The following is a 22988-nucleotide window of genomic DNA, read 5'->3' on the forward strand; positions in this document are numbered from 1 at the left end:
GGAGTTACCTCCAAGGTCAAGCGATAAATACAGATCTCAATCATTGAGTGAATGGATGAATACAGAGCTCAAAAATACAGGCGCAGCAGCGCCTGTACAAACAGCATTAAACCGGGTGCTTAAAGCAATCACCAATTTGATCACTGATAGCGGAAAGCACATTGCGGCGGGTAATAATACCAACCAGTCTCCCGCCTTCCACAACCGGATACAGCTTAGGTTTTTGCCCGGACATGGTTTCAGCAAGAGTAATAATGCTGGTCTCCGGGTTGACTGTCAGCACATCCGTACGCATGACATCACCCACTGTGTGGGTATCCTGGCAGTGATAACCGACTTTCAGTAACTTCTGAATAAAATCCTGTTCAGACACAAAGCCCACCACTCTGCGGTACTCATCAACAACAGGCCCGCCAATCTGCTTGGATGACAGCATCTTGTCCAACGCTTTAGACAACGACATACCTGCTTCAAAGGTTACCGGTCGGGTATTCATATAATCTCTGACTTTAATCGACTCCATGTATCCCCCTGAAATTTTTCTTATATAACCGCAGGCAGATTCAGAGTGTGTCAATCTGAGTGCTTATCCCTGCGCCGATACCTTAAGTGTCGTCGATTTCAGCAAAATGTCTAAATTGATAGGTTCTATTTTATTCATTGCCGTTACCTATGATGCGTGCTTAAGAAAGGAGCAACATCATAAACATAGCCAGGGGTAATTGATCGCCATTACCCAGAATTACCTTATCGCCCACCAGTTTCAGAGCAATAAATGCCCTGTCTTCTTTAATCGTCAGCACACCGCTTTTAACCAGCCTGTCGGTCTGAGGTTCCAGCCCTTCAGTCCATGTCAGCAACTCGGACGGGAACTCAAAATACATATCACCATCAAGTTTGCTGGTAATTTGTGCCAGATTCTGCGACGCGCGCGCCAAGCCAGGCTGCACAGTAAGACGAACATGGCCTTTTATTAGCCCTTCCGGTGCTGCCACACTGATATCTTTCAGGTTCACGGTCAGCCCTTTGGCAACCAGCAGATCCAGCGCTAACGCCATATCCTGAACCTGAGCCGGGGATAATTCGCCGTCCAGCTGATCACCCAGCGCACTGAGCCGGGTTACCGCGTCATAATCGAGATCAGACAACAGCAAATCGACATTGAATCTCTGGTATTGCTTGCCGTCCAGACTGGTCAGAGACGCGATGCTGAGCTGGTTGCTGTTTGTTAACTGGGCACTGACTGCCGGACTACCCTCTGTCGCCGCTTTACCTTCTGACAGACTATTGAGTGACGCTACCTTAATGGTATCCAGATCCACAGACTCTTGAGTCTGATGATTGGCAAACGCCAGTTTGCTTATCTGCAGTTGCTGGTTGCCAATCCAGAAACGTCCGTCCCAGCGGCCATCCCCGCCACCTGTCACACCAGATACCTGCATGCTTTCATCTGCCACAGTCTGTAATAACGCGTCTTTCAGCGCATAACTGAAAGTGCCGTTTCCATCAGCAGAGACAGTGCCGGTAAACGTCAGCGGCTCAGACTGAAAGGCATTACCATCCTGATCGTTATAGACAAAAGGATTCAGGGTTAAATCAAGATCTGTTTTTCTTGTCAGTGCAGTGCGCGTAGTTAAGGTTAATGGCACCGCATCACTGCCCCACCAGGCTTCAACCTGAGAGGCGACCTTATCATCAACCACCAGCGTACTGTTGGAAGTAACCCCAAATACACCATGATGAATCTCATGTGCAATATGCCATTCAGTCGGCCAGTCCTGCTCTGCGAAAATCTCTTTCCAACTGGACTTCAGCGCAATTTTCGACACAGCATGAGAGGTCAGATATCCACGGTCATAGCGCTCAGTGGTGACAGAAACATAAGGGCTGTTGTATTCCCCCACAGTGTCCTGATAAATACGTTCGCCAATCTGACCGACTGCCAGAGGCCAGCACAACACCACTGCTACCGCACCTGCAACAGCTCCTATTTTTCCTAACATGTTTCTTTCCAATGATTATTTCGTAATGAATGCAATGAGTGTATTACAAACACCATCTTTGCTCTATGGATCAATGACTTTTATCACTGAGCACGGGTGATTAATCTGCTTGTCAGCCGGTGCGCACTGTGGGAAAGTGATCGCAATTTCAGATTCAAGGAGTGCAGTAATGAAAGTTGCCGTGTTCAGCGCCAAAAAATACGATCAAATTTCTTTCAATAAAAGCAATCAGCTTTTTGGCCACCAACTGAGTTTCTTCGATATTCAACTCAACCTGCAAACCGCGAAACTGGCCCACGGCTATGATGTTGTCTGCGCATTTGTGAACGACGACCTGAGCAAACCCGTGATTGAAGCTTTATCTATTCTGGGAGTGCGTGCCATTGCCATGCGCTGTGCCGGATTTGATAAAGTGGATGTAGATGCCGCCAAAATGTACGGTCTGCAAATTGTTCGGGTTCCCGCTTACTCTCCGCAAGCCATCGCAGAACATACTGTTGGGTTAATGCTGAGTCTTAACCGTAAAATTCACCGTGCATACCAACGCACACGGGATGCCAACTTTTCATTGGATGGCCTGACGGGTTTTAACTTTTATGGCAAAACCGTCGGGGTTATCGGCACCGGCCGGATAGGTATCGCCACCATGCACATCCTGAAAGGCCTGGGCATGACCATTCTGGCCCACGATCCTTATGAAAACCCGGAAGCGATAAATTTGGGGGCGACTTACACCTCGCTGGACGAGATTTACCGCCAATCGGATGTCATTACCCTGCACTGCCCGATGAGCAAAGAGAATTACCACATGTTGGACGCGCGTTCTTTTAGCAAGATGCGCGACGGTGTCATGATCATTAATACCAGCCGTGGTGAGCTGCTTAACTCGAAAGATGCGATTGAAGCACTCAAAAGCCAGAAAATCGGCTCACTCGGAGTGGATGTCTACGAAAATGAAAAAGATTTATTCTTTGAGGATAAGTCCAACGACATTATTCAGGATGACGTTTTTCGTCGTTTATCTTCCTGCCACAATGTGCTGTTCACCGGTCATCAGGCCTTCTTAACGGAAGAAGCGCTGGCCAACATCGCCGACACCACGCTCTCGAATCTCAATCATTTTGCGCAAGGGACAAAATCTGGCAACGAATTAATACAATAAAAATGTTCTATCCATTATTGTGATAAAATAGCTTATTAAAAATTTGTCAATGATCACAATTATGTGATTTTTGCTGCATTTTTACTCTATTGTCCCCGTAATACGGCACTTAATCTAAGGCCAACCTGTTATTGCAGGGACGAGTTGATTAAAATGCTCCAATTCATTTTTTGTTCTTTGGATGAAGATTCATGCGTAAATCGTTTATCGCTGGTGCCCTGCTACTATCATTGGCTTCAGCAGCTCAAGCTAATTCAGCTAATACTATGAGCAACTTCAGCTACGACTATACAGAAGTGCGAATTGGCCTGAGCCCATTAACCTATGGTGCAGGTTTCAGCAAATCTATCCACCCGAATGCACATTTAACCGGTAGCATCGATTCTGAATTCGAAAGCGACTGGGATCTTGCCTTAGGTGTTGGCTTCCATGCACCTATTAACAACTGGGCTGATCTGACGGGTGAGCTTAAAGCGCGCAACATCAAGAACAAAGACGAGTTTAACGACAGCACAGGCAAAACAGGTATGGAAATCAACCTGGGTGTTCGTCAATGGTTAGGCCCGCAACTTGAAGTAGGTGCCAAGCTCGGCCACATTAACGTCCATAAAATCGAAGAAACATTCGGTTCTGTTTATGGCCGTTTCCACGCCACTGAGCTGTTTTCAATCGGCGCTGAAGGTCGTTTTAACGATGTTTACGGCGATCAACTGTTACTGACTACCCGCTTCAAATACTAAGCGGATACGTGTAATACATTAACAAAAGCCCGGCGCAATCACGCCGGGCTTTTTTTTGTTTAATGCACCTCACTCAACAGCCAAGTAAGGCTTTACGCCTGGTAAAACTAATACACGAGCTGAGATCAAAAAAAGCCCGTCAATAACGGGCTTCTTGTTGCAGTCGTAGTCTGACTTGTCTATTACCAGCCAGTAACTTCTCTCAGTGCTTTACCGATCTCTGCCAGGCTTTTAACGGTTTTAACGCCCGCAGATTCCAGTGCTGCGAACTTATCTTCCGCAGTACCTTTACCACCAGAAATAATTGCACCGGCATGGCCCATACGCTTACCTGGAGGAGCAGTCACACCCGCAATATAAGAAACAACCGGTTTAGTGACATTCTCTTTGATAAATGCTGCTGCTTCTTCTTCCGCAGTACCACCGATTTCACCAATCATCACGATTGCTTCAGTCTCAGGGTCTTCCTGGAACAATTTCAGGATATCAATGAAGTTTGACCCTGGAATCGGGTCACCGCCAATACCTACACAAGTCGACTGGCCGAAGCCTTCATCTGTGGTTTGTTTTACTGCTTCATAAGTCAGGGTTCCTGAACGAGAAACAATACCCACTTTACCTTTCTTGTGAATATGACCAGGCATGATGCCGATCTTACATTCATCAGGCGTGATCACACCCGGGCAGTTAGGACCAATCATGCGAACACCGGTTTCTTCCAGCTTCACTTTCACGTCGATCATATCTGTTGTCGGGATACCCTCAGTGATGGTAACGATCAGTTTGATACCCGCATCAATCGCTTCCAGAATGGCATCTTTACAAAATGGTGCCGGAACGTAGATAACAGAAGCTGTTGCACCTGTTGCTTCTACGGCTTCGCGCACAGTGTTGAACACTGGCAAATCCAGGTGTGTTGTACCGCCTTTACCTGGTGACACACCGCCAACCATTTGCGTACCGTATGCAATTGCCTGCTCAGAGTGGAAAGTACCCTGACCGCCAGTGAAACCCTGGCAGATAACTTTAGTGTCTTTATTAATTAGTACAGACATTCTTATTTGCCCTCCGCAGCAGCAACAACTTTCTGAGCTGCGTCGGTTAGCGACTCAGCTGCAATGATATCCAGACCTGACTTGGCCAGTACTTCGCGACCCAGGTCAGCGTTAGTACCTTCCAGACGAACCACAACCGGTACAGTCACGCCAACTTCTTTAACCGCGCCGATGATACCTTCTGCAATCATGTCGCAACGAACGATACCACCGAAGATGTTAACCAGTACGGCTTTAACATTATCGTCAGACAGGATGATCTTGAATGCTTCTGCAACGCGCTCTTTGGTCGCACCGCCACCAACATCCAGGAAGTTTGCCGGCTTGCCGCCGTGCAGGTTTACAATGTCCATGGTACCCATGGCCAGACCCGCACCGTTCACCATACAGCCAACGTTACCGTCCAGAGCAACATAGTTCAGCTCCCATTGTGCTGCGTGTGCTTCACGTGCATCTTCCTGAGAAGCATCGTGCATATCACGCAGTTTGGGCTGGCGGTACATGGCGTTTGAATCGATGTTGATTTTACCGTCCAGGCACAGCAGGTTACCTTCACCGGTAATCACAAGCGGGTTAATCTCCAGCAGAGCCAGGTCATACTGAGCAAACATCTGGCCCAGACCCATGAAGATTTTCACAAACTGCTTGATCTGATCGCCTTTCAGGCCCAGTTTAAATGCCAGTTCACGACCCTGATAGGCCTGTGGGCCAACCAGTGGATCGATAGCCGCTTTGTGGATCAGCTCAGGGGTTTCTTCGGCAACTTTCTCAATTTCCACACCACCTTCAGTTGATGCCATGAAAACGATACGGCGAGTACCACGGTCTACAACAGCACCCAGATACAGTTCGTTTGCAATGTTAGAGGCTTCTTCAACCAGGATTTTGGTTACCGGCTGACCGTTTGCATCAGTCTGATAAGTCACCAGGTTTTTACCCAGCCACTTTTGTGCAAATTCTTTAAGGCCTTCTTTGGTGTCATGCAGTTCTACGCCGCCCGCTTTACCGCGGCCACCAGCGTGAACCTGACATTTGATGACCCACTTATCACCGCCGATTTTACCTGCTGCTTCAGCAGCCTCTTGTGGGGTATCACAAGCATAGCCTTCAGGAACTGGCAGGCCATACTCAGCAAAAAGTTGTTTTGCCTGATATTCGTGCAGATTCATTATGTTCTATCCGTTCTCTAATCCCTGTGGGACGTGTTATATCCATTGAAATACTCTTGGGTATTCCTTCGTCAATCAATCTGGCTCAACAACCGCCACCTCAGAACAGTGGCGGGTCGTTATGCGCAGTGTTACACGTCCAGAAGCAGACGTGTTGGGTCTTCAAGTAATTCTTTAACGGTTACCAGGTAGCCTACCGACTCTTTACCGTCAATCAGACGGTGGTCATAAGACAGCGCCAGGTACATCATAGGCAGGATTTCAACCTTACCATCAACGGCCATTGGACGGTCCTGGATCTTATGCATACCCAGAATAGCGCCCTGAGGTGGGTTGATAATTGGCGTAGACATCAGCGAGCCGAATACACCACCGTTGGTGATAGTGAAGTTACCGCCAGTCAGTTCATCAACTGTCAGCTTGCCGTCACGGCCCTTGATTGCCAGTTCACGGATACCTTTTTCGATCTCAGCCAAGCTCAGCTTGTCACAATCACGCAGTACCGGGGTAACCAGACCACGAGGGGTTGATACGGCAATACTGACATCGAAGAAGTTGTGGTAAACAACATCATCACCGTCAATAGACGCATTCACTTCCGGGAAACGCTTCAGCGCTTCAACAACCGCTTTGACATAGAAAGACATAAAGCCCAGACGAATACCATGACGCTCTTCAAAGATGCCTTGGTACTGCTTACGCAAGTCCATGATTGGCTTCATGTTCACTTCATTGAAGGTCGTCAGCATCGCTGTGCTGTTCTTCGCTTCCAGCAGACGCTCCGCAATACGCTTACGCAGACGGGTCATAGGGACACGCTTTTCACTGCGATGGGCCAGAGGAGCTTCCACTTTCGCTTCAGCAACCGGAGCTGCAGATGCAGACTTGCCATTTTTCACGAAGGCTTCTACGTCTTCACGAGTGATACGGCCACCCACACCACTACCTTTCACAGCCGATGCATCGATACCGTGCTCGCTGATAAGACGGCGTACAGCCGGGCTCAGCGCATCATTGGTCTCTTCAGCCAAAGAAGCAGTAGTACGTTTTGTTGGTGACGCTTCCGCACTGGCAGTCGTATCTTTAGTTGGTTCGCCGGCAACCGCGCCTGCTTTGATTTTACCCAGCAGCTGCTTGGTCAGCACTGTGGTACCTTCTTCCTCGAAAATAGCTTCAAGAATGCCATCTTCAGGTGCAGGTACTTCCAGCACTACTTTATCCGTTTCGATATCTACCAGAACTTCATCACGGCTTACTGCATCACCTGGTTTCTTGTGCCAGGTGGCTACAGTTGCGTCTGCTACTGATTCAGGTAAATCGGGAACCAGAATTTCGATTGTCATCTCAGTTTGTCCTTTTTGTTCCAGCTCTGGGTTTATTGTTCTGTGTTCAGTGCGTCATCAATCAACGCTTTCTGTTGTTTCAAGTGTACTGACATATAACCAACGGCAGGTGAAGCTGACGCTGGGCGGCCGGCATAAGCTAGTTGCGAGCCTGCAGGCAGGGCAGCACGGAAATTATGCTGGCTGCTGTACCAGGCACCCTGGTTTTGCGGCTCTTCCTGACACCATGCGAAGTCAGTCACATGCTGATAATCAGCCAGTGCAGCTTCCACATCCTCTTTCGGGAATGGGTACAGCTGTTCAATTCGGATAATGGCGACATCCGTCTGCTCACGCTTGCGACGTTGTTCCAGCAGATCGTAATACACCTTACCTGAACACAGTACAACACGTTTCACTTGTTTCGGATCCAGCGCATCAATCTCACCGATGGCAGGCAGGAAATTACCTTCAGCCAGGTCATCCATAGTTGAAGTACACAGCGGATGACGCAGTAGTGATTTAGGCGACATGACAATCAGAGGACGACGCATCGGGCGCAGCACCTGACGACGAATCATGTGGTAAACCTGAGCCGGCGTTGAAGGAATCACAACCTGCATGTTTTGTTCAGCACACAGCTGCAGGTAACGTTCCAGACGCGCAGAGGAGTGCTCCGGGCCCTGGCCTTCATAGCCATGCGGCAGCAACATAGTCAGACCGCACATACGGCCCCACTTCTGCTCACCAGAACTGATGAACTGATCGATGACAACCTGAGCACCGTTCGCAAAATCACCGAACTGAGCTTCCCAGATTGTCAGGCCACCCGGCTCTGCCGTGGCATAGCCATATTCAAAGGCCAATACAGCTTCTTCTGACAGCACAGAGTCGAAAACCTGGAACGGACCTTGTTTGTCATGAAGGTTCGCCAAAGGCATGTATGTGCTGGCATCACCTTGATTATGCAGCACCGCATGACGATGGAAGAAAGTACCACGTCCGGAATCCTGGCCCGTAATACGGATGCGATGACCATCATCAACCAGAGTTGCATAGGCCAGCGTTTCGGCCATACCCCAGTCGACACCTTTCTCACCCGCTACCATAGACTGGCGATCGTTATACAGTTTCTGTACACGGCTTTGCAGTTTGTGGCTTTCAGGATACTGACAAACACGCTGACCCAGTTCATGCAGTCGCTGACGACCAACTTTATGATCCCATTCTTTGGTCCAGTCGTGGCCCAGGTACGGAGCCCAATCCACTGAGTGCAGTTTCATCGGACGCCACTCTTTCACCACGCATTCGCCGCGGTCAAGTGCATCACGGTATTCATTGACAAGTACAGTCGCCGTTTCAGCGTCTATGCTCTTCTCGTCAACCAGAATATCTGCGTAAATCTTGCGTGGAGTTGGGTGTTTTTTGATCTTTTGGTACATCAGTGGCTGAGTCGCGCTCGGCTCATCCGCTTCGTTGTGACCATGGCGGCGGTAACAGACCAGATCAATAACCACATCACGCTTAAATTCATTGCGGTAATCCAGCGCAAGACGAGTCACAAAAGCAACCGCTTCAGGATCATCAGCATTAACGTGGAATATCGGCGACTGCACCATCTTAGCGATATCAGTACAGTACTGCGTTGAACGGGTATCCATCGGATTAGACGTAGTGAAACCAATCTGGTTGTTCACCACAATGCGTACCGTACCACCAACACGGTAACCCCGGGACTGGGACATGTTGAAGGTTTCAGCTACTACACCCTGACCCGCGATTGCTGAGTCACCGTGAATAGTGATTGGCAGTACCATGGAACCGTCTTTGTCACCCAAGCGGTCCTGACGTGCGCGAACAGAGCCGACAACAACCGGGTTAACGATTTCAAGGTGAGAGGGGTTAAAGGCAAGGGCCAGATGCACATCGCCGCCTGGTGTCGCGAAATCAGCAGAGAAGCCCTGGTGGTATTTCACATCACCGGTTCCCCATGATTCGCCATGCTTACCGGCAAATTCATCGAACAAGTCCTGAGGCTTTTTACCCAGAACGTTCACCAGCATGTTCAGTCGACCACGGTGGGCCATTCCCACCACTACTTCCCGAACACCGCTTTTTCCGGCTGCACGAATCAGCTCTTTCATCATAGGGATAAGCGCATCACCGCCTTCCAGTGAGAAACGTTTTGCCCCTGGGAATTTCGCCCCCAGATAACGCTCCAGACCTTCGGCCGCAGTCAGCTCATCCAAAAATGTCTGCTTTTCTTCCTGAGTAAACGCGCCTTTACCGACGACTGATTCCAGACGCTGCTGAATCCAGCGTTTTTCTTCGGTATCAGTAATGTGCATGTACTCAGCACCAATTGAGCCACAATAGGTGTTTTTCAATGCCTCATAGATCTCAGAAAGCTTCATTGTCTCTTTGCCTACGGCAAATGAACCGACATTGAAGCTTTGGTCAAAATCTTCCGCAGTGAGATTATGAAACGCAGGATCCAGGTCCGAAACACGTTCCTGCTGCCATAATCCCAGCGGATCCAGGTTTGCATGCTGATGACCACGGAAACGGTATGCGTTGATAAGCTGCAGTACCTTAACCTGTTTGACATCAACATCAGGATCGCTGACGTTAGCACTTAAAAAGGTCGTCTCTTTCGCTAAACGCCGGAAGTAATCACGAACACGCGAATGCGGCTGCTCAACGACAACACCATTCACAACAGGCAGTTCACTAAAAACGTGACGCCATTCTTCGTCAACTAATTCTGGGTCGCTTAGATACAACTCGTAGAGGTCTTCTACATAAGTTGCGTTGGCGCCAGCCAGATGTGAAGACTCAAGCCAAGCCTTCATAACGCCGTTCTGCATTTTTTTCCCTTAACCACTTGTTATCGCCACTTGCACCGGTTGTTACGCCGGGCTAAAAAGCCAGCAAATTGCTCTGCTGGCATATCGATAATTCTATAGATTTACACCGAACGTTTAAGCAACATAGATCGGATATTGCCGATTGCTTTCGTCGGGTTGAGCCCTTTTGGACACACGCTGACACAGTTCATGATGCTGTGGCAGCGGAACACGCTAAATGCATCATCAAGATCGGATAAGCGCTCTTCAGTTGCCGTATCACGACTGTCGATTAACCAACGGTACGCCGCCAGCAAGCCTGCAGGACCGATAAACTTGTCCGGGTTCCACCAGAATGACGGACATGAGGTCGAGCAACAGGCACACATAATGCACTCGTACAGGCCATCAAGATGCGCACGCTCTTCCGGAGACTGCAGGTTTTCCCGCGCAGGCGGGTGCTCGCTGTCATTAATCAGGAACGGCTTCACCTTGGCATAGTTGGTGTAGAACTGCTCCATATCAATGATAAGGTCACGAATGACAGGCAAACCCGGCAACGGACGAATCACGATCGTTTTCTGATTCATCAACGCCGACAGCGGGGTAATACAGGCCAGGCCGTTCTTGCCATTCATGTTGATACCATCAGAACCGCAAACACCCTCACGGCATGAACGACGGAAAGACAGCGATGGATCCTGCTCTTTCAACAGAATCAGGGCATCCAGAACCATCATGTCAGAGCCTTCAGGCACTTCCAGCGTATACCCTTTCATGTGCGGCGCGTTATCTACATCAGGGTTATAACGGTAAATCGAAAAATTCAGTTTCATGTTGTTACCTCCCTTAGTAAGTCCGCGCTTTAGGCGGGAATGCGTCACGATGTACTGGTGTCATATTTACATCACGCTTGGACATCTGCTCTGTCTCTGGGTTGTAAATAGAGTGACACAGCCAGTTAGCATCATCACGCTCTGGGAAGTCAAAACGGGCGTGAGCACCACGGCTTTCTGTACGGTAGTTAGCCGCTACTGCCGTCGCATAGGCGGTTTCCATCAGGTTATCCAGTTCCAGACACTCGATACGCTGTGTGTTGAATTCGCTGGATGTGTCATCCAAGCGTGCTTCTTTCAAACGCTCGCGGATTTCTTTCAGCTGACTCAGGCCTTCAGCCATGGCTTCGCCTTCACGGAATACTGAGAAGTTGTTTTGCATGCAAGATTGCAGATCTTTACGGATTTGTACCGGATCTTCGCCTTTTTGCGTGCTGTTCCAACGGTTCAGACGAGTCAGAGAGGCTTCAATGTCTGATTCTGTGGCCGGACGTGCTTCTGCCTGAGCCGCTAGGGTCTCACCCAGATGCAAGCCGGTCGCGCGACCAAATACAACAAGGTCAAGCAGGGAGTTACCGCCCAGGCGGTTTGCACCATGTACAGACACAGAGGCAATTTCACCACAGGCAAACAGACCCTGAACTTCTTCGTCCTGACCATTTGCGTTTTGCTTAATGGCTTGTCCGGAAACCTGAGTCGGTACACCACCCATCATATAGTGACAGGTTGGAATCACCGGAATGGGCTCTTTCACTGGATCGACGTGCGCAAAGGTACGCGACAGTTCAAGAATGCCTGGCAAACGAGATTCCAGAACATCTTTACCCAGATGATCCAGTTTCAGTTTGATGTGCGGTCCCCATGGGCCATCGCAACCGCGGCCTTCACGGATTTCCACCATCATTGAACGGGCAACAACGTCGCGGCCCGCCAGATCTTTCGCGTTGGGTGCATAGCGTTCCATGAAACGCTCACCGTCTTTGTTCAGCAGGTAGCCACCTTCACCACGACAACCTTCAGTTACCAGTACACCGGCGCCGGCAATACCGGTTGGGTGGAACTGCCACATTTCGATATCCTGCATGGGTACACCCGCACGCAATGCCATACCGACACCGTCACCGGTATTAATGTGTGCGTTAGTGGTTGACTGATAGATACGGCCTGCACCACCTGTTGCCAGGATTGTGGCCTTGGATTTGAAGTAACAGACTTCACCGGTTTCCATACACAGCGCGGTACAGCCCAAAATGGCACCGTCCTGGTTTTTCACCAGATCCAGCGCATACCACTCAGAGAAAATCGTGGTCTTATGCTTAACATTTTGCTGATACAGCGTGTGCAGTAAAGCGTGACCGGTACGGTCTGCTGCTGCGGCTGTACGCGCGGCCTGCTCGCCACCGAACTCTTTTGACTGGCCACCAAACGGGCGCTGATAAATACGACCATTATCAAAACGGGAGAAAGGCAGACCCATTTTTTCTAGTTCAATGACTGACTGCGGGCCATTTTTACACATGTATTCGATGGCATTCTGATCGCCAATATAGTCCGACCCTTTTACCGTGTCGTACATGTGCCATTCCCAGTTATCCGGATGCGAGTTACCTAACGCAACTGTGATACCGCCCTGCGCAGATACGGTGTGAGAACGGGTAGGAAACACTTTAGACAGCAAGGCACATTTCAGGCCCTGCTCAGAAATTTGTAGTGCAGCACGCATACCTGCACCACCAGCGCCGATTACTACGGCATCAAACTCTCGAACTGCAATGCTCACTTACGCACCCCACACAATAAAGAAACCAGATAACAGATAAACAAAAAGCACAGCGACAATTGCAAACATCAGACCAGCGCGTAAAAAGGCAGGTTTAATGTAGTCAGTCAGTACTTGCCACATTCCAATCCAACCGTGAATCAGAACGGAGGCCAACGCCAGCATAGTAAAGACTTTTGTGCTTAGTTTTGAAAAGAACGCTGTCCAGGTTTCAAAATTCAGCTCAGGGCCAAAAGCGAAAAAGCACACCATATAAATGGTATAAAGAGTGAGGATAATTGCGGTTGCACGAATCAGAATAAAGTCGTGAACACCATTACGTCCAATAGTTGAAACGTTGCTTACCATACCAGGCCTCCTGCAAACACAGACAGAACCGCCACAATTGCAAAACTGATTTTCGCACTTGTGGTGCCAGATTCCAGCTCTTCAAAATATCCCATATCCATGATCAGGTGACGGATACCCAAAACAATGTGATAGAAGAGTGCTGTCAGCACACCCCAGAGGATAAATTTGACAAAGAAGCTGTCAACGATGTCAGCGGCTTCAGCAAATCCTTGGGGAGAGGAAAGAGACAGGTTCAGTAGCCACAGCAGGATGGCAAGGGAAACAAATGTGATCACGCCCGATACACGGTGCAGGATTGACGAAATCGCAGTCAGCGGAAAGCGTATCGTCTGTAGGTCGAGGTTGACAGGTCTTGGCTTGTTAACTTTCACGGTCTTTGCCCACTCAGCTCCATAGAAGCGTTTTATTTTTATAAAACCTCCGGTATGCGTACGCCAAAACAAGCGCAACAAAGGCACAACAACTGTGCTACATTTACATAGCACAAGTGTATGTACAGCAAAGCAAAAGTCGTTTCAGCTAAGTAGCTAATATTACTAATAACTTTATCATTGTTTCTGGCGATGGCAGAACCAGAGACCTGCGGCCGAGTATACGCCTCGCAACAATCAATTACAAACCCCGTTACATGACCTCTAACACGGTTTGAGATATTGACCCGCTTTTACTTAAAGTTATTAACAAGCGCACACTCCCGAGAAGAGGAATTGACAACAACATGACCGAGCTGTACAAAGACGGCACATCCGATTTCGGATTAGGATTATAAAATAACAAAGGAGATTGTTATGGCAGACAAGAAAGCTACTCTTCATATTGAAGGGAAAGCACCGGTCGAACTGCCGATTCTCGGGGGCTCACTAGGTCCAGAAGTACTGGATGTTCGTAAACTCGGCGCATCTGGCTATTTCACTTTCGACCCAGGTTTCTTAGCTACTGCATCATGTGAATCTCAAATTACTTTCATTGATGGTGCGAAAGGTGTGCTGCTTCACCGTGGCTATCCAATCGACCAATTAGCTAATAACGCTGATTATTTAGAAGTCTGTTACATTCTGCTATACGGCGAAGTTCCTACCCGCGCCCAGTATGAGCAATTCCGCAAAACTGTAACCCGCCATACTATGGTGCATGAGCAAATCGCAAGCTTTTTCCACGGTTTCCGTCGCGATGCTCACCCAATGGCAGTAATGTGTGGTGTTGTCGGTGCGCTGGCAGCCTTCTACCATGATTCACTGGACATCAATAACGACGAGCACCGCGAAATCACTGCATTCCGCCTGCTGTCAAAAATGCCGACTCTGGCTTCAATGTGCTACAAGTACTCTATTGGTCAGCCGTTTATCTACCCTCGTAACGATCTGGATTACGCTGAAAACTTCCTGCACATGATGTTTGCAACACCATGTGAAGAATATGAAGTCAGCCCGGTAGTTGCTCGCGCTATGGATAAAATCTTTACCCTGCACGCCGATCATGAGCAGAATGCGTCTACCTCTACCGTACGTCTGGCAGGTTCTTCAGGTGCTAACCCGTTTGCGTGTATTGCAGCTGGTATCGCTTCGCTTTGGGGCCCAGCTCACGGTGGTGCCAATGAAGCCTGTCTGCGCATGCTTGAAGAGATTGGCAGCGTGGAGAATATCCCAGAGTTCATCGAACGCGCCAAAGACAAAGATGATCCGTTCCGTCTGATGGGCTTCGGTCACCGTGTGTATAAGAACTATGACCCACGTGCAACCGTAATGCGTGAAGCTTGTCACGAAGTGCTGCAAGAGCTGAAAATCCAGGATCCACTGCTGGATGTCGCGATGGAGCTGGAACGTATTGCCCTGTCTGATGAGTACTTTGTTGAGAAGAAACTGTACCCGAACGTGGACTTCTACTCAGGTATCATTCTGAAAGCTATCGGTATCCCAATTTCTATGTTTACCGTTATCTTTGCAATGTCTCGTACTATCGGCTGGATCGCACACTGGAATGAAATGCACAGTGATCCAAACAACCGTATCGGTCGTCCGCGTCAGCTGTATACCGGTCATCAGCAACGCGATTTCCAACCGCTTCACGAGCGTGAGTGATTGATTAATAACTTGCTAACATAAAACAAAAAGGTTGAGCTGATGCTCAACCTTTTTTAATTGTTTCATCCGTTTGTTGGGTTACACCGGATTATCAATATCCACAAAGGAGACATCAAAATGATGCTCATCAGCCAGCCATTCACCCAAAGCTTCAACACCGTACCTCTCGGTCGCATGATGTCCCGCACTGAAGAAATGAATTCCCTGCTCCCGCGCCGTATGTACCGTCCGCTCTGACACCTCACCCGTAATATAGGCATCCAGACCCTGTGCAACAGCGAGATCGATAAAATCCTGACCACCGCCGGTACACCAACCCACAGTTTTGATCAGATCAGGACCACTTTCGCCAATATGTAAGGGTTTGCGATTAAGCACCTTCTCAATACGCGCAGCGAGTTGTTCACCAGTAAGCACCGTTGGAAATTCTCCGTAAACTGCAACAGGATGCGGATTGCCAGACTCCAGGCCCCCCAGATGCTTTATGCCTAGTTGATCGGCGAGCTGAGCATTATTTCCCAGTTCCAGATGGACATCCAAAGGCAGATGATAAGCATAAAGATTAATGCCATTCTCGATCAATGCTTTAATTCGTCGGTATTTCATCCCGCGAATTTCCGAAGGTTCATTTTTCCAAAAGTAACCATGATGAACCAGCAAAGCATCGGCTTTCATTTCAATGGCTTGATCGATTAATGCCTGACAAGCAGTCACACCGGTTACAATTTTTTGTACCTCGCAGCGGCCTTCGACTTGCAGTCCATTCGGACAGTAATCTCTGATTAAGTGCGGACTCAGTAATGTATTTAACAATGATTCGAGTTTGAGGTTGTTCATGCTTGCTTCCTTTTGAGCTGTTACTGGTATTTTAACCAACTCGGGAGCAACAGAACCAGCAGGAACGAAAAAGCGGGGGCATAAAGCGAGTAAATAGCGACAAAAAATGCTGCCAAAGGCAGCATTTCATCTGTGATACCAGTAAGCTATTCATTGACGACAGATTCAATATAGCTCTTGTGCACCTTGTTCAGAGTGCTGCAGCCAAACCGGCTTGGTACTGGTTTTCAACCAGACTTTATGCAGATAACTATAAGCACGTGATTTTACAGACGCAGGCATAAATACCATAACCGGAAAACTCAGCACGCCTGCCATCACAACGCAGGTACGGCGCACAATGATTTGTTGAGTAGATAAAGGGGTGAACATGATAGCCTCCTGAGCAACCAACTGGTCATACCTCTACACTTTAGCGTATTTTTGAAATTTTACTACTTTTTATTTTGTATTTTGTTGTTAAAAGCAAGTTAAATCCAGATTAAGACTTAATTTAATGAATAATATCAACGAAAATGTAACAAAAGAACACAGAGATAACATCAGGCATTTTCGCAATGTGCTGAACATGCCGGTGTTGACACAAGGCGTAGACTACCAGGTCAATGATGCGTGGCTGGGCAGGTTCAGAGACAGAGCAATCATCCCGGCGAAAGCGCAGTACGAAGGTAACCAAAGACTCGGTTTTTATTACCAGTGGCTGTGGCAGCAACTCATCAGTCACCACCCCGATTTTGACCTTGTAGGAGAAGAGATACAGTTGCACGAAGCAAAGCGCACGCTGGGGGCCATTGATTTTCTGGTGTTTAATAAACAATCTAAGCAATTAGAACACTGGGAAGTGGCCATTAAGTTTTATCTGGCTTATCAACAGCAATGGCTGGGGCCAAACTCAGCGGATAACCTGGATAATAAAATCAATAAAATGGTTCAGCACCAATTAGCAATGACTCAGCATCAGGCTTACAAAGATCAGTATGCCAGATCGCTGGGTCAGCCTTCCTGTCAGCGACTGATTGTACAGGGGAGACTTTTCGATCACTTCCGGAATGAAGAGTCAGGTTCCGCCTTGCCCATCAATCCTGATGTTAATAAAGGGCTTTGGTGTTTCCAGAGTCAGGCAGAAGAATTATCGTTAAAAATCCTCACCAAGAGAGACTGGCTAACCCCCCCCTGCTATTCATCAATGTCAGCTCTGATGGCATCTTCGGCTATCACGGTTCCGACTCAGGGTATTGCTGATGACAATCAGGTCTGGTTCATTGTTCCTGACCACTGGCCACTACACAACCGAGACAAGCACAAGCATTATCGGCAGCCGGTTTCGTGACCGTTCAGAAGCCAATCAATGGGCAATAAAAAACCCGCAGCAAAGGCTACGGGTTGTCAAACGGAGATGGCTTACAGACCCGCGTTCGAAAAGACGTTACTGACAATCTTCTGCGCTTCATCTTCTATCTGGCGAAGATGCGCTTCGCCTTTGAAGCTTTCACAGTAGATCTTGTAAATCTCTTCAGTACCTGAAGGTCGCGCCGTGAACCAGCCATTCTCAGTGGTAATTTTCAACCCACCGATTGCAGCACCATTACCTGGCGCATGGGTCAGACGGGCTGTAATGGTATCACCAGCCAAGGTGTCAGCCTTCACCATTTCAGGAGACAGTTTGGTCAACACGGCTTTTTGCGCGCTGTTTGCTACGGCCTGCAATCGGCTGTAACAGCACTCACCATGCTTTTCGGTTAAGGTCTGATAATACTGTTGCGGGTTCATACCTGTCACCGCAGTGATTTCTGCCGCTAACAGGCAGAGTAAAATACCGTCTTTGTCGGTTGACCAGGGTGTACCATCCTTGCGCAAAAAGGATGCACCCGCACTTTCTTCACCGCCAAAGCCAAGCTCACCACTGTACAGGCCATCAACAAACCATTTGAAACCCACTGGTACTTCACACAGTTCACGTCCCAGATCAGCCACAACGCGGTCAATGATCGCACTGGAAACCAGTGTTTTGCCCACGGCCACCTTGTCATTCCAGTCAGGTCGATGACGGTACAAATAGTCGATGCAGACCGCAAGGAAATGGTTAGGATTCATCAGACCGTCCGGCGTCACAATCCCGTGACGGTCAAAATCAGGGTCATTACCAAAGGCCAGAGCATAACTGTCTTTATGCGCCAGCAAGCCAGCCATCGCATAAGGTGACGAGCAATCCATCCGCACCACGCCATCTTTATCCAGGCTCATAAAGCGGAACGTCGGATCCACAGACTCATCAACCAGTGTTAGATCCAGGTTATAGTGACGCCCTATCTCGCGCCAGTATTCGATCCCGGATCCACCCAGAGGATCGACCGCCAGCTTCAGCTTAGCTTTTTGAATCGCGGCTATGTCGATGACATTAACAAGATCAGCCACATATGGCTTAACTAAATCCTGCTCCGTCACACATTGGCTGGACAAAGCCTCAGAAACGCTCACCCGCTTCACTGACGCTAAGCCTTCGGCAATCAACTGGTTAGCCCGGTTTTCAATAGCTGTAGTAATTGCCCCTTCAGCCGGCCCACCATGAGGCGGGTTATATTTAATGCCGCCATCCTGCGGAGGATTATGTGAAGGCGTGATCACTATGCCGTCGGCCTTCTCAGCATGACAGAGGTTAAATGTCAGAATGGCATGAGAAATACCCGGCGTGGGTGTGTAACCCTGCTCCGCCTGCAGTACCACATTTACGCCATTGGCCACCAACACTTGCAGGGCAGAAAGCAGCGCCGGTTCAGATAAGGCGTGTGTATCCTTCCCTAAAAACAGCGGTCCGGTAACACCTTGCTCACGGCGAACATCGGCAACAGCCTGAGCGATTGCCCAGATATGATGTTGATTGAAGGTTCCCTTATCGGCACAGCCACGATGGCCTGAGGTACCGAACGCTACACGCTGGGCAACATTGGAATGATCGGGTTCAATCAAAAAATAATTGGCCACAAGAGCCGGAATGTTATGCATGTCTTCTTGCCGGGCTTGCAGCCCGGCACGAGGATGGATCGCCATCAACATATCCTTGTACGTCAATAAAGCCGCATCAGCGACAATTAAATTTCACCGCAAACTTTTTCTACAATATCTTGTGTGAACTGCATTTTTTGCATCAGCTGTTCAATCATCTGACGTTTACGGTCGGTATTTGTATTGGTGATCACCCAAAAAGGCGTTTCAGGAATGGCTTTCGGTTTAGTCGTCTTGCCGCTGTTCAACAGTTTTTCTTCACTGTCAGCGAAATAAATGCGGGTTCGACCTTTAATCGCCGTCGCATCGGTGAAAGCCTGAGGATCGATACGATAGAGCGTAGACAGCACCAGCATAAAACGGCCAATGGCCCTTTCCTGACCAGCAAACTCATCAGAAATCAGCAGCGAGCGCATGGCTTTGACCCTGTCTTCCGACTGTGGCAAGTTGCCTGCATCTTTGCTAACCACAATGCCTTGCGCAGCTTTAGGGCGTGCTGGCATGACAGGTTGACTATTGGAGTCCTCCAGCAATAAACGACGCAGAATATCTGACGCGCTTTCACCAATGTGCCGGGTCTGGCTGGCAATATAACGATATAGCTCTTCGTCTACCTCAATAGTTTTCATCGTAGTGTTCATTATCGTTCCGTTAAAAAATCACCGTGAGATTATAACGTGAAGCGAAGGTATACTCTACGGCAAAGCGTTAACAACAAGAGAAATAGTCTGTGAATCTTCATTATCAAATTCAGGGTCAAGGCCAGACGGTCGTTCTTATTCATGGCTTATTTGGCAGTGCGGACAACCTCGGCCTGCTCGCCAGAGTGCTCAAAGAACAGTATCAAGTCATTAGTCTTGATCTGCGCAACCATGGCCGTTCTCCGCATAGTGAGCACTTCACTTATTCAGAGATGGCACAAGATGTGGTTGATGTGATCAATCAACTCGAGATCCAAGATTTCAGTGTGATTGGTCATTCCATGGGCGGCAAAGTGGCAATGGCAATGACCGAACTGGCTGGAGAGCGGATCGAAAATCTGATTGTGCTCGACATGGCACCAGTAGCTTATCAGGTCCACCGCCACCAAAATGTGTTCGCCGGTCTTAAAGCTGTCAACCAACAAACAGTCACCAGCCGGAAAGAGGCTGAGCAGCTTTTATCGCAGCATGTTATGGAGCCCGGTGTACGCCAGTTCCTGCTCAAGTCTCTGTATAAAGAGCAAGAATCTTTTCAGTGGCGGTTCAATGTCAATGCTCTCATCAATAACTACAGCACCATCATGGGCTGGTCAGCTGTATCGCCCTTCTCTGGCCGAACATTATTCATTAAAGGTCAGGATTCAGAATACATTCTGGCAGAGCACCGCGAACACATTGCCAGCCAGTTCCCGCACGCCAAGGCCCATATGGTAGCGAATACCGGCCACTGGCTTCATGCCGAGAAACCTGACACGGTAAACCGTATCATTCTCAGTTTTTTAGAGAAGGATACACAGCCTAACAATTAACACGCACTGCTCACTGTGCTATAGTGCGCGCCGGATGCAAGTCTGCTCTTGCGAAGGAGAAACAGATGTTATACGAGCACATGGACCTGCTGGAGTCAGTCGGACTTGATTTATTGTTCGCGGCCATCTTCTTTTTCATTGGTATGGCGATCAAAGATGTCCTCAAGCAAGGCAATGTGCCTCCATTTGGTCGAAAAATCGTCTGGCTGGTCTTGTTTTTAGGGTGCTTTGGATTCATATCGAAAGGTGTGATTCAGATGACAATGGAAGGCGTAGGGATAGGATAATATCCGCTAACGCCTGCTAGCTGGCTCAGAAAGCGTAATGAGAAGACTAATTATAAAGGTTTTTCTCCCTTAACTGACGCCAGAGTCATCGACAAATGTTATTATCAGGCATTCAGTCAGCGCTAGAATTAACTGGCAGCCTGTTCAATTTATGTAAATCGCCAGCCTGTCTGTTGGCGGTCAACAACTAAAACACGGGTAATCTCTACTATGGCGAGTGTAGGACTCTTCTTTGGTAGCGACACTGGTAACACAGAAGCCGTCGCTAAAATGATCCAAAAGCAACTGGGTAAAAATCTGGTTGAAGTCAAAGACATTGCTAAAAGCAGCAAAGAAGACATTGAAAATTTCGACCTGTTACTACTGGGTATCCCGACCTGGTATTACGGCGAAGCACAGTGCGATTGGGACGATTTCTTCCCTGAACTGGAAGGCATTGATTTCGAAAACAAGCTGGTCGCTATTTTCGGCTGTGGTGATCAGGAAGATTACGCCGAGTATTTCTGCGACGCCATGGGCACAGTGCGTGACATCGTTGAAGGCCGCGGCGCCATCATCGTTGGCCACTTCCCAACAGAAAGCTATGAGTTTGAAGCATCAAAAGCATTGGTAGACGATGGACATTTTGTTGGGCTGTGTATCGATGAAGACCGTCAGCCTGAGCTGACTGACGAGCGCGTCGAGAAATGGGTTAAGCAAATTTACGAAGAAATGTGTCTGGCCGAGCTGGCTGACTGACTGATCTAACCGCTAGGTTGTTAAAAACGCGCCGAGGCGCGTTTTTTTATTGCTCACTGACACACTCACTCGAACAGTTTTCACCTTCTTCAAGCTCTGCATTCCGGTACTGTGGTTTCTTACGTACATAAAGCACGCGCTTCACTTGGGCAACTACCTCACCTTTGCTATCAGCAACATTGACGACAAATTCAGGAAAATATTTATCTCCGCTGGCAGTGGAGCGTTTTATATCCTCAATACACTGATCTGAGATAGTGAACACCGCTTTCAAATCTGTCTGGCCAGGCTTAAGAAAGTTCACTTCGGCCTGTTTATCCCAGACAAAATACTCTTTCCCGAGGATACCCATCAGCATCAAGGCATAAACAGGGTCGGTCAGTGAAAAAATACTGCCACCATACTGGGTCCTGTTGGCATTCTTATTCCACCATCTCAACTTCAGGCAAATTTCCACATGCCGGAAATCTTCACTGATGTGCAGGATTCGAATGCCAGCCCCCCAGAAAGGTGGCCAGATATTGAGCGCAAATTTTACGATACCGGGCTTATAGAACTTATTCACACCAACGCGTCCTTATGATCTGGTACGATGAGTATAGTATGCCTTTTTAACATTTATATCAGGCGAATAAAAGTCACAACTTTCCTAGACCCATTAAGCATTAAGGTTTATTGTTGTGCTGTCGTCACTTATAATGAACAGATATGAGAAAGACTACCGTAACCTTCCATTTTCCTGTTACGGCTAGCCAAAGGAAACTCGAATGTCAGATAACAACCAAGCACTTAAACAAGCAGGATTAAAAGTCACACTTCCGCGTCTGAAAATTTTGGAAGTACTTCAGAATCCTGAGTGCCAACATATCAGTGCCGAAGATTTATACAAAAAGTTGATCGATATTGGTGAAGAGATTGGCCTGGCCACTGTTTACCGAGTGCTGAACCAATTTGATGATGCAGGAATTGTCACCCGTCACCATTTTGAAGGTGGCAAGTCGGTATTTGAACTGTCTACCCAGCACCACCACGATCATCTGGTTTGCCTGGACTGTGGTAAAGTCATTGAATTCTCTGACGATATTATTGAAGATCGTCAGAAGCAGGTCGCCGAACGCTATAACATACGTCTGACCAACCACAGCCTTTATCTGTATGGTCACTGCACTGCCGGTGATTGTAATAAAGATGAAAGCCTGCACAACGAAAATAAATAATCACGCTTACATCGATAAAAAACCAGCCATATGGCTGGTTTTTTTAGATCA

23 protein-coding genes are annotated in these 22988 nt (G+C 48.3%); 8 read left to right on the forward strand and 15 right to left on the reverse strand.

Annotated elements, in window-relative coordinates:
• Positions 1-106 precede the first annotated feature (106 nt).
• Positions 107-523 (reverse strand): CBS domain-containing protein, encoded by a 417-nt coding sequence (locus KCG43_RS07090; protein WP_192014856.1) that lies wholly within the window; start codon positions 521-523, stop codon positions 107-109.
• A gap of 160 nt (positions 524-683) precedes the next feature.
• A complete protein-coding gene (locus tag KCG43_RS07095; protein ID WP_218384111.1) occupies positions 684-2003 on the reverse strand; it encodes a DUF945 family protein in 1320 nt (439 codons plus the stop codon).
• A gap of 169 nt (positions 2004-2172) precedes the next feature.
• Here KCG43_RS07095 and KCG43_RS07100 point away from each other — a divergent pair, with 169 nt between their 5' ends.
• Together KCG43_RS07100 and KCG43_RS07105 are read left to right on the forward strand one after the other, a co-directional pair.
• A complete protein-coding gene (locus KCG43_RS07100; RefSeq protein WP_218384114.1) occupies positions 2173-3165 on the forward strand; it encodes a 2-hydroxyacid dehydrogenase in 993 nt (330 codons plus the stop codon).
• Between the two features lie 191 nt (positions 3166-3356).
• Complete coding sequence (locus KCG43_RS07105) at positions 3357-3905, forward strand: hypothetical protein (protein ID WP_192014853.1); 549 nt, start codon at positions 3357-3359, stop codon at positions 3903-3905.
• A 182-nt stretch (positions 3906-4087) separates the two neighbouring features.
• Here KCG43_RS07105 and sucD read toward each other — a convergent pair whose 3' ends face one another.
• The 8 genes from sucD to sdhC all read right to left on the reverse strand — a co-directional run bounded on the left by sucD (position 4088) and on the right by sdhC (position 13635).
• Positions 4088-4960, reverse strand: a complete 873-nt coding sequence (sucD, locus tag KCG43_RS07110; protein WP_218384116.1) for a succinate--CoA ligase subunit alpha — start codon at positions 4958-4960, stop codon at positions 4088-4090.
• A 2-nt stretch (positions 4961-4962) separates the two neighbouring features.
• The gene (gene sucC, locus KCG43_RS07115; protein ID WP_218384119.1) at positions 4963-6129 is read right to left on the reverse strand and encodes an ADP-forming succinate--CoA ligase subunit beta; all 1167 of its coding nucleotides are present in this window, start codon (positions 6127-6129) and stop codon (positions 4963-4965) included.
• A gap of 131 nt (positions 6130-6260) precedes the next feature.
• Positions 6261-7472, reverse strand: a complete 1212-nt coding sequence (gene odhB / locus KCG43_RS07120) for a 2-oxoglutarate dehydrogenase complex dihydrolipoyllysine-residue succinyltransferase (protein WP_192014850.1) — start codon at positions 7470-7472, stop codon at positions 6261-6263.
• Between the two features lie 32 nt (positions 7473-7504).
• The gene (gene sucA / locus KCG43_RS07125; RefSeq protein ID WP_192014849.1) at positions 7505-10318 is read right to left on the reverse strand and encodes a 2-oxoglutarate dehydrogenase E1 component; all 2814 of its coding nucleotides are present in this window, start codon (positions 10316-10318) and stop codon (positions 7505-7507) included.
• 101 nt (positions 10319-10419) lie between these two features.
• Positions 10420-11133, reverse strand: a complete 714-nt coding sequence (locus KCG43_RS07130) for a succinate dehydrogenase iron-sulfur subunit (RefSeq protein WP_027252631.1) — start codon at positions 11131-11133, stop codon at positions 10420-10422.
• A 13-nt stretch (positions 11134-11146) separates the two neighbouring features.
• Positions 11147-12913, reverse strand: a complete 1767-nt coding sequence (gene sdhA, locus KCG43_RS07135) for a succinate dehydrogenase flavoprotein subunit (RefSeq protein WP_192014848.1) — start codon at positions 12911-12913, stop codon at positions 11147-11149.
• A complete protein-coding gene (sdhD, locus tag KCG43_RS07140) occupies positions 12914-13261 on the reverse strand; it encodes a succinate dehydrogenase, hydrophobic membrane anchor protein (RefSeq protein ID WP_046219395.1) in 348 nt (115 codons plus the stop codon).
• Positions 13255-13635: a succinate dehydrogenase cytochrome b556 subunit gene (sdhC, locus tag KCG43_RS07145; RefSeq protein WP_027252634.1), complete on the reverse strand. Its 381-nt coding sequence runs from the start codon at positions 13633-13635 to the stop codon at positions 13255-13257. Before sdhC ends, sdhD begins: the two co-directional genes overlap by 7 nt.
• Before the next feature lie 417 nt (positions 13636-14052).
• Here sdhC and KCG43_RS07150 point away from each other — a divergent pair, with 417 nt between their 5' ends.
• Complete coding sequence (locus KCG43_RS07150; RefSeq protein ID WP_192014846.1) at positions 14053-15342, forward strand: citrate synthase; 1290 nt, start codon at positions 14053-14055, stop codon at positions 15340-15342.
• Between the two features lie 81 nt (positions 15343-15423).
• Here KCG43_RS07150 and KCG43_RS07155 read toward each other — a convergent pair whose 3' ends face one another.
• Positions 15424-16182, reverse strand: a complete 759-nt coding sequence (locus KCG43_RS07155) for a Nif3-like dinuclear metal center hexameric protein (RefSeq protein WP_218384121.1) — start codon at positions 16180-16182, stop codon at positions 15424-15426.
• Between the two features lie 165 nt (positions 16183-16347).
• Positions 16348-16554, reverse strand: coding sequence for a DUF2517 family protein (locus KCG43_RS07160; protein ID WP_218384123.1), 207 nt, complete (start codon positions 16552-16554; stop codon positions 16348-16350).
• Between the two features lie 124 nt (positions 16555-16678).
• On the opposite strand from KCG43_RS07160, the gene KCG43_RS07165 reads away from it, so the two are divergent.
• Positions 16679-17512 (forward strand): DUF1853 family protein, encoded by an 834-nt coding sequence (locus tag KCG43_RS07165; protein WP_192014843.1) that lies wholly within the window; start codon positions 16679-16681, stop codon positions 17510-17512.
• 71 nt (positions 17513-17583) lie between these two features.
• Here the strand turns inward: KCG43_RS07165 and pgm are convergent, their stop codons facing one another.
• A complete protein-coding gene (gene pgm / locus KCG43_RS07170; protein WP_192014842.1) occupies positions 17584-19230 on the reverse strand; it encodes a phosphoglucomutase (alpha-D-glucose-1,6-bisphosphate-dependent) in 1647 nt (548 codons plus the stop codon).
• A gap of 41 nt (positions 19231-19271) precedes the next feature.
• Positions 19272-19814 carry a replication initiation negative regulator SeqA gene (seqA, locus tag KCG43_RS07175; RefSeq protein ID WP_192014841.1) on the reverse strand — a complete coding sequence of 181 codons (543 nt, stop codon included), beginning with the start codon at positions 19812-19814 and terminating at the stop codon, positions 19272-19274.
• Positions 19815-19915: 101 nt separating this feature from the next.
• Between seqA and KCG43_RS07180 the strand changes: the two genes are divergently transcribed.
• The 3 genes from KCG43_RS07180 to fldA all read left to right on the forward strand — a co-directional run bounded on the left by KCG43_RS07180 (position 19916) and on the right by fldA (position 21720).
• A complete protein-coding gene (locus KCG43_RS07180) occupies positions 19916-20695 on the forward strand; it encodes an alpha/beta fold hydrolase (RefSeq protein ID WP_192014840.1) in 780 nt (259 codons plus the stop codon).
• A gap of 65 nt (positions 20696-20760) precedes the next feature.
• Positions 20761-20982 carry a DUF2788 domain-containing protein gene (locus KCG43_RS07185; RefSeq protein ID WP_027252641.1) on the forward strand — a complete coding sequence of 74 codons (222 nt, stop codon included), beginning with the start codon at positions 20761-20763 and terminating at the stop codon, positions 20980-20982.
• 210 nt (positions 20983-21192) lie between these two features.
• Positions 21193-21720 carry a flavodoxin FldA gene (fldA, locus tag KCG43_RS07190; RefSeq protein WP_192014839.1) on the forward strand — a complete coding sequence of 176 codons (528 nt, stop codon included), beginning with the start codon at positions 21193-21195 and terminating at the stop codon, positions 21718-21720.
• Between the two features lie 46 nt (positions 21721-21766).
• On the opposite strand, the gene KCG43_RS07195 is transcribed toward fldA, so the two are convergent.
• Positions 21767-22285 carry a DUF4442 domain-containing protein gene (locus KCG43_RS07195; RefSeq protein WP_192014838.1) on the reverse strand — a complete coding sequence of 173 codons (519 nt, stop codon included), beginning with the start codon at positions 22283-22285 and terminating at the stop codon, positions 21767-21769.
• 202 nt (positions 22286-22487) lie between these two features.
• On the opposite strand from KCG43_RS07195, the gene fur reads away from it, so the two are divergent.
• The gene (gene fur / locus KCG43_RS07200) at positions 22488-22937 is read left to right on the forward strand and encodes a ferric iron uptake transcriptional regulator (RefSeq protein ID WP_192014837.1); all 450 of its coding nucleotides are present in this window, start codon (positions 22488-22490) and stop codon (positions 22935-22937) included.
• Positions 22938-22988 lie beyond the last annotated feature (51 nt).

The organism is Photobacterium sp. WH24 (genome assembly GCF_019204055.1).
In the GTDB taxonomy this organism is placed as follows: Bacteria; Pseudomonadota; Gammaproteobacteria; order Enterobacterales; family Vibrionaceae; genus Photobacterium; species Photobacterium arenosum.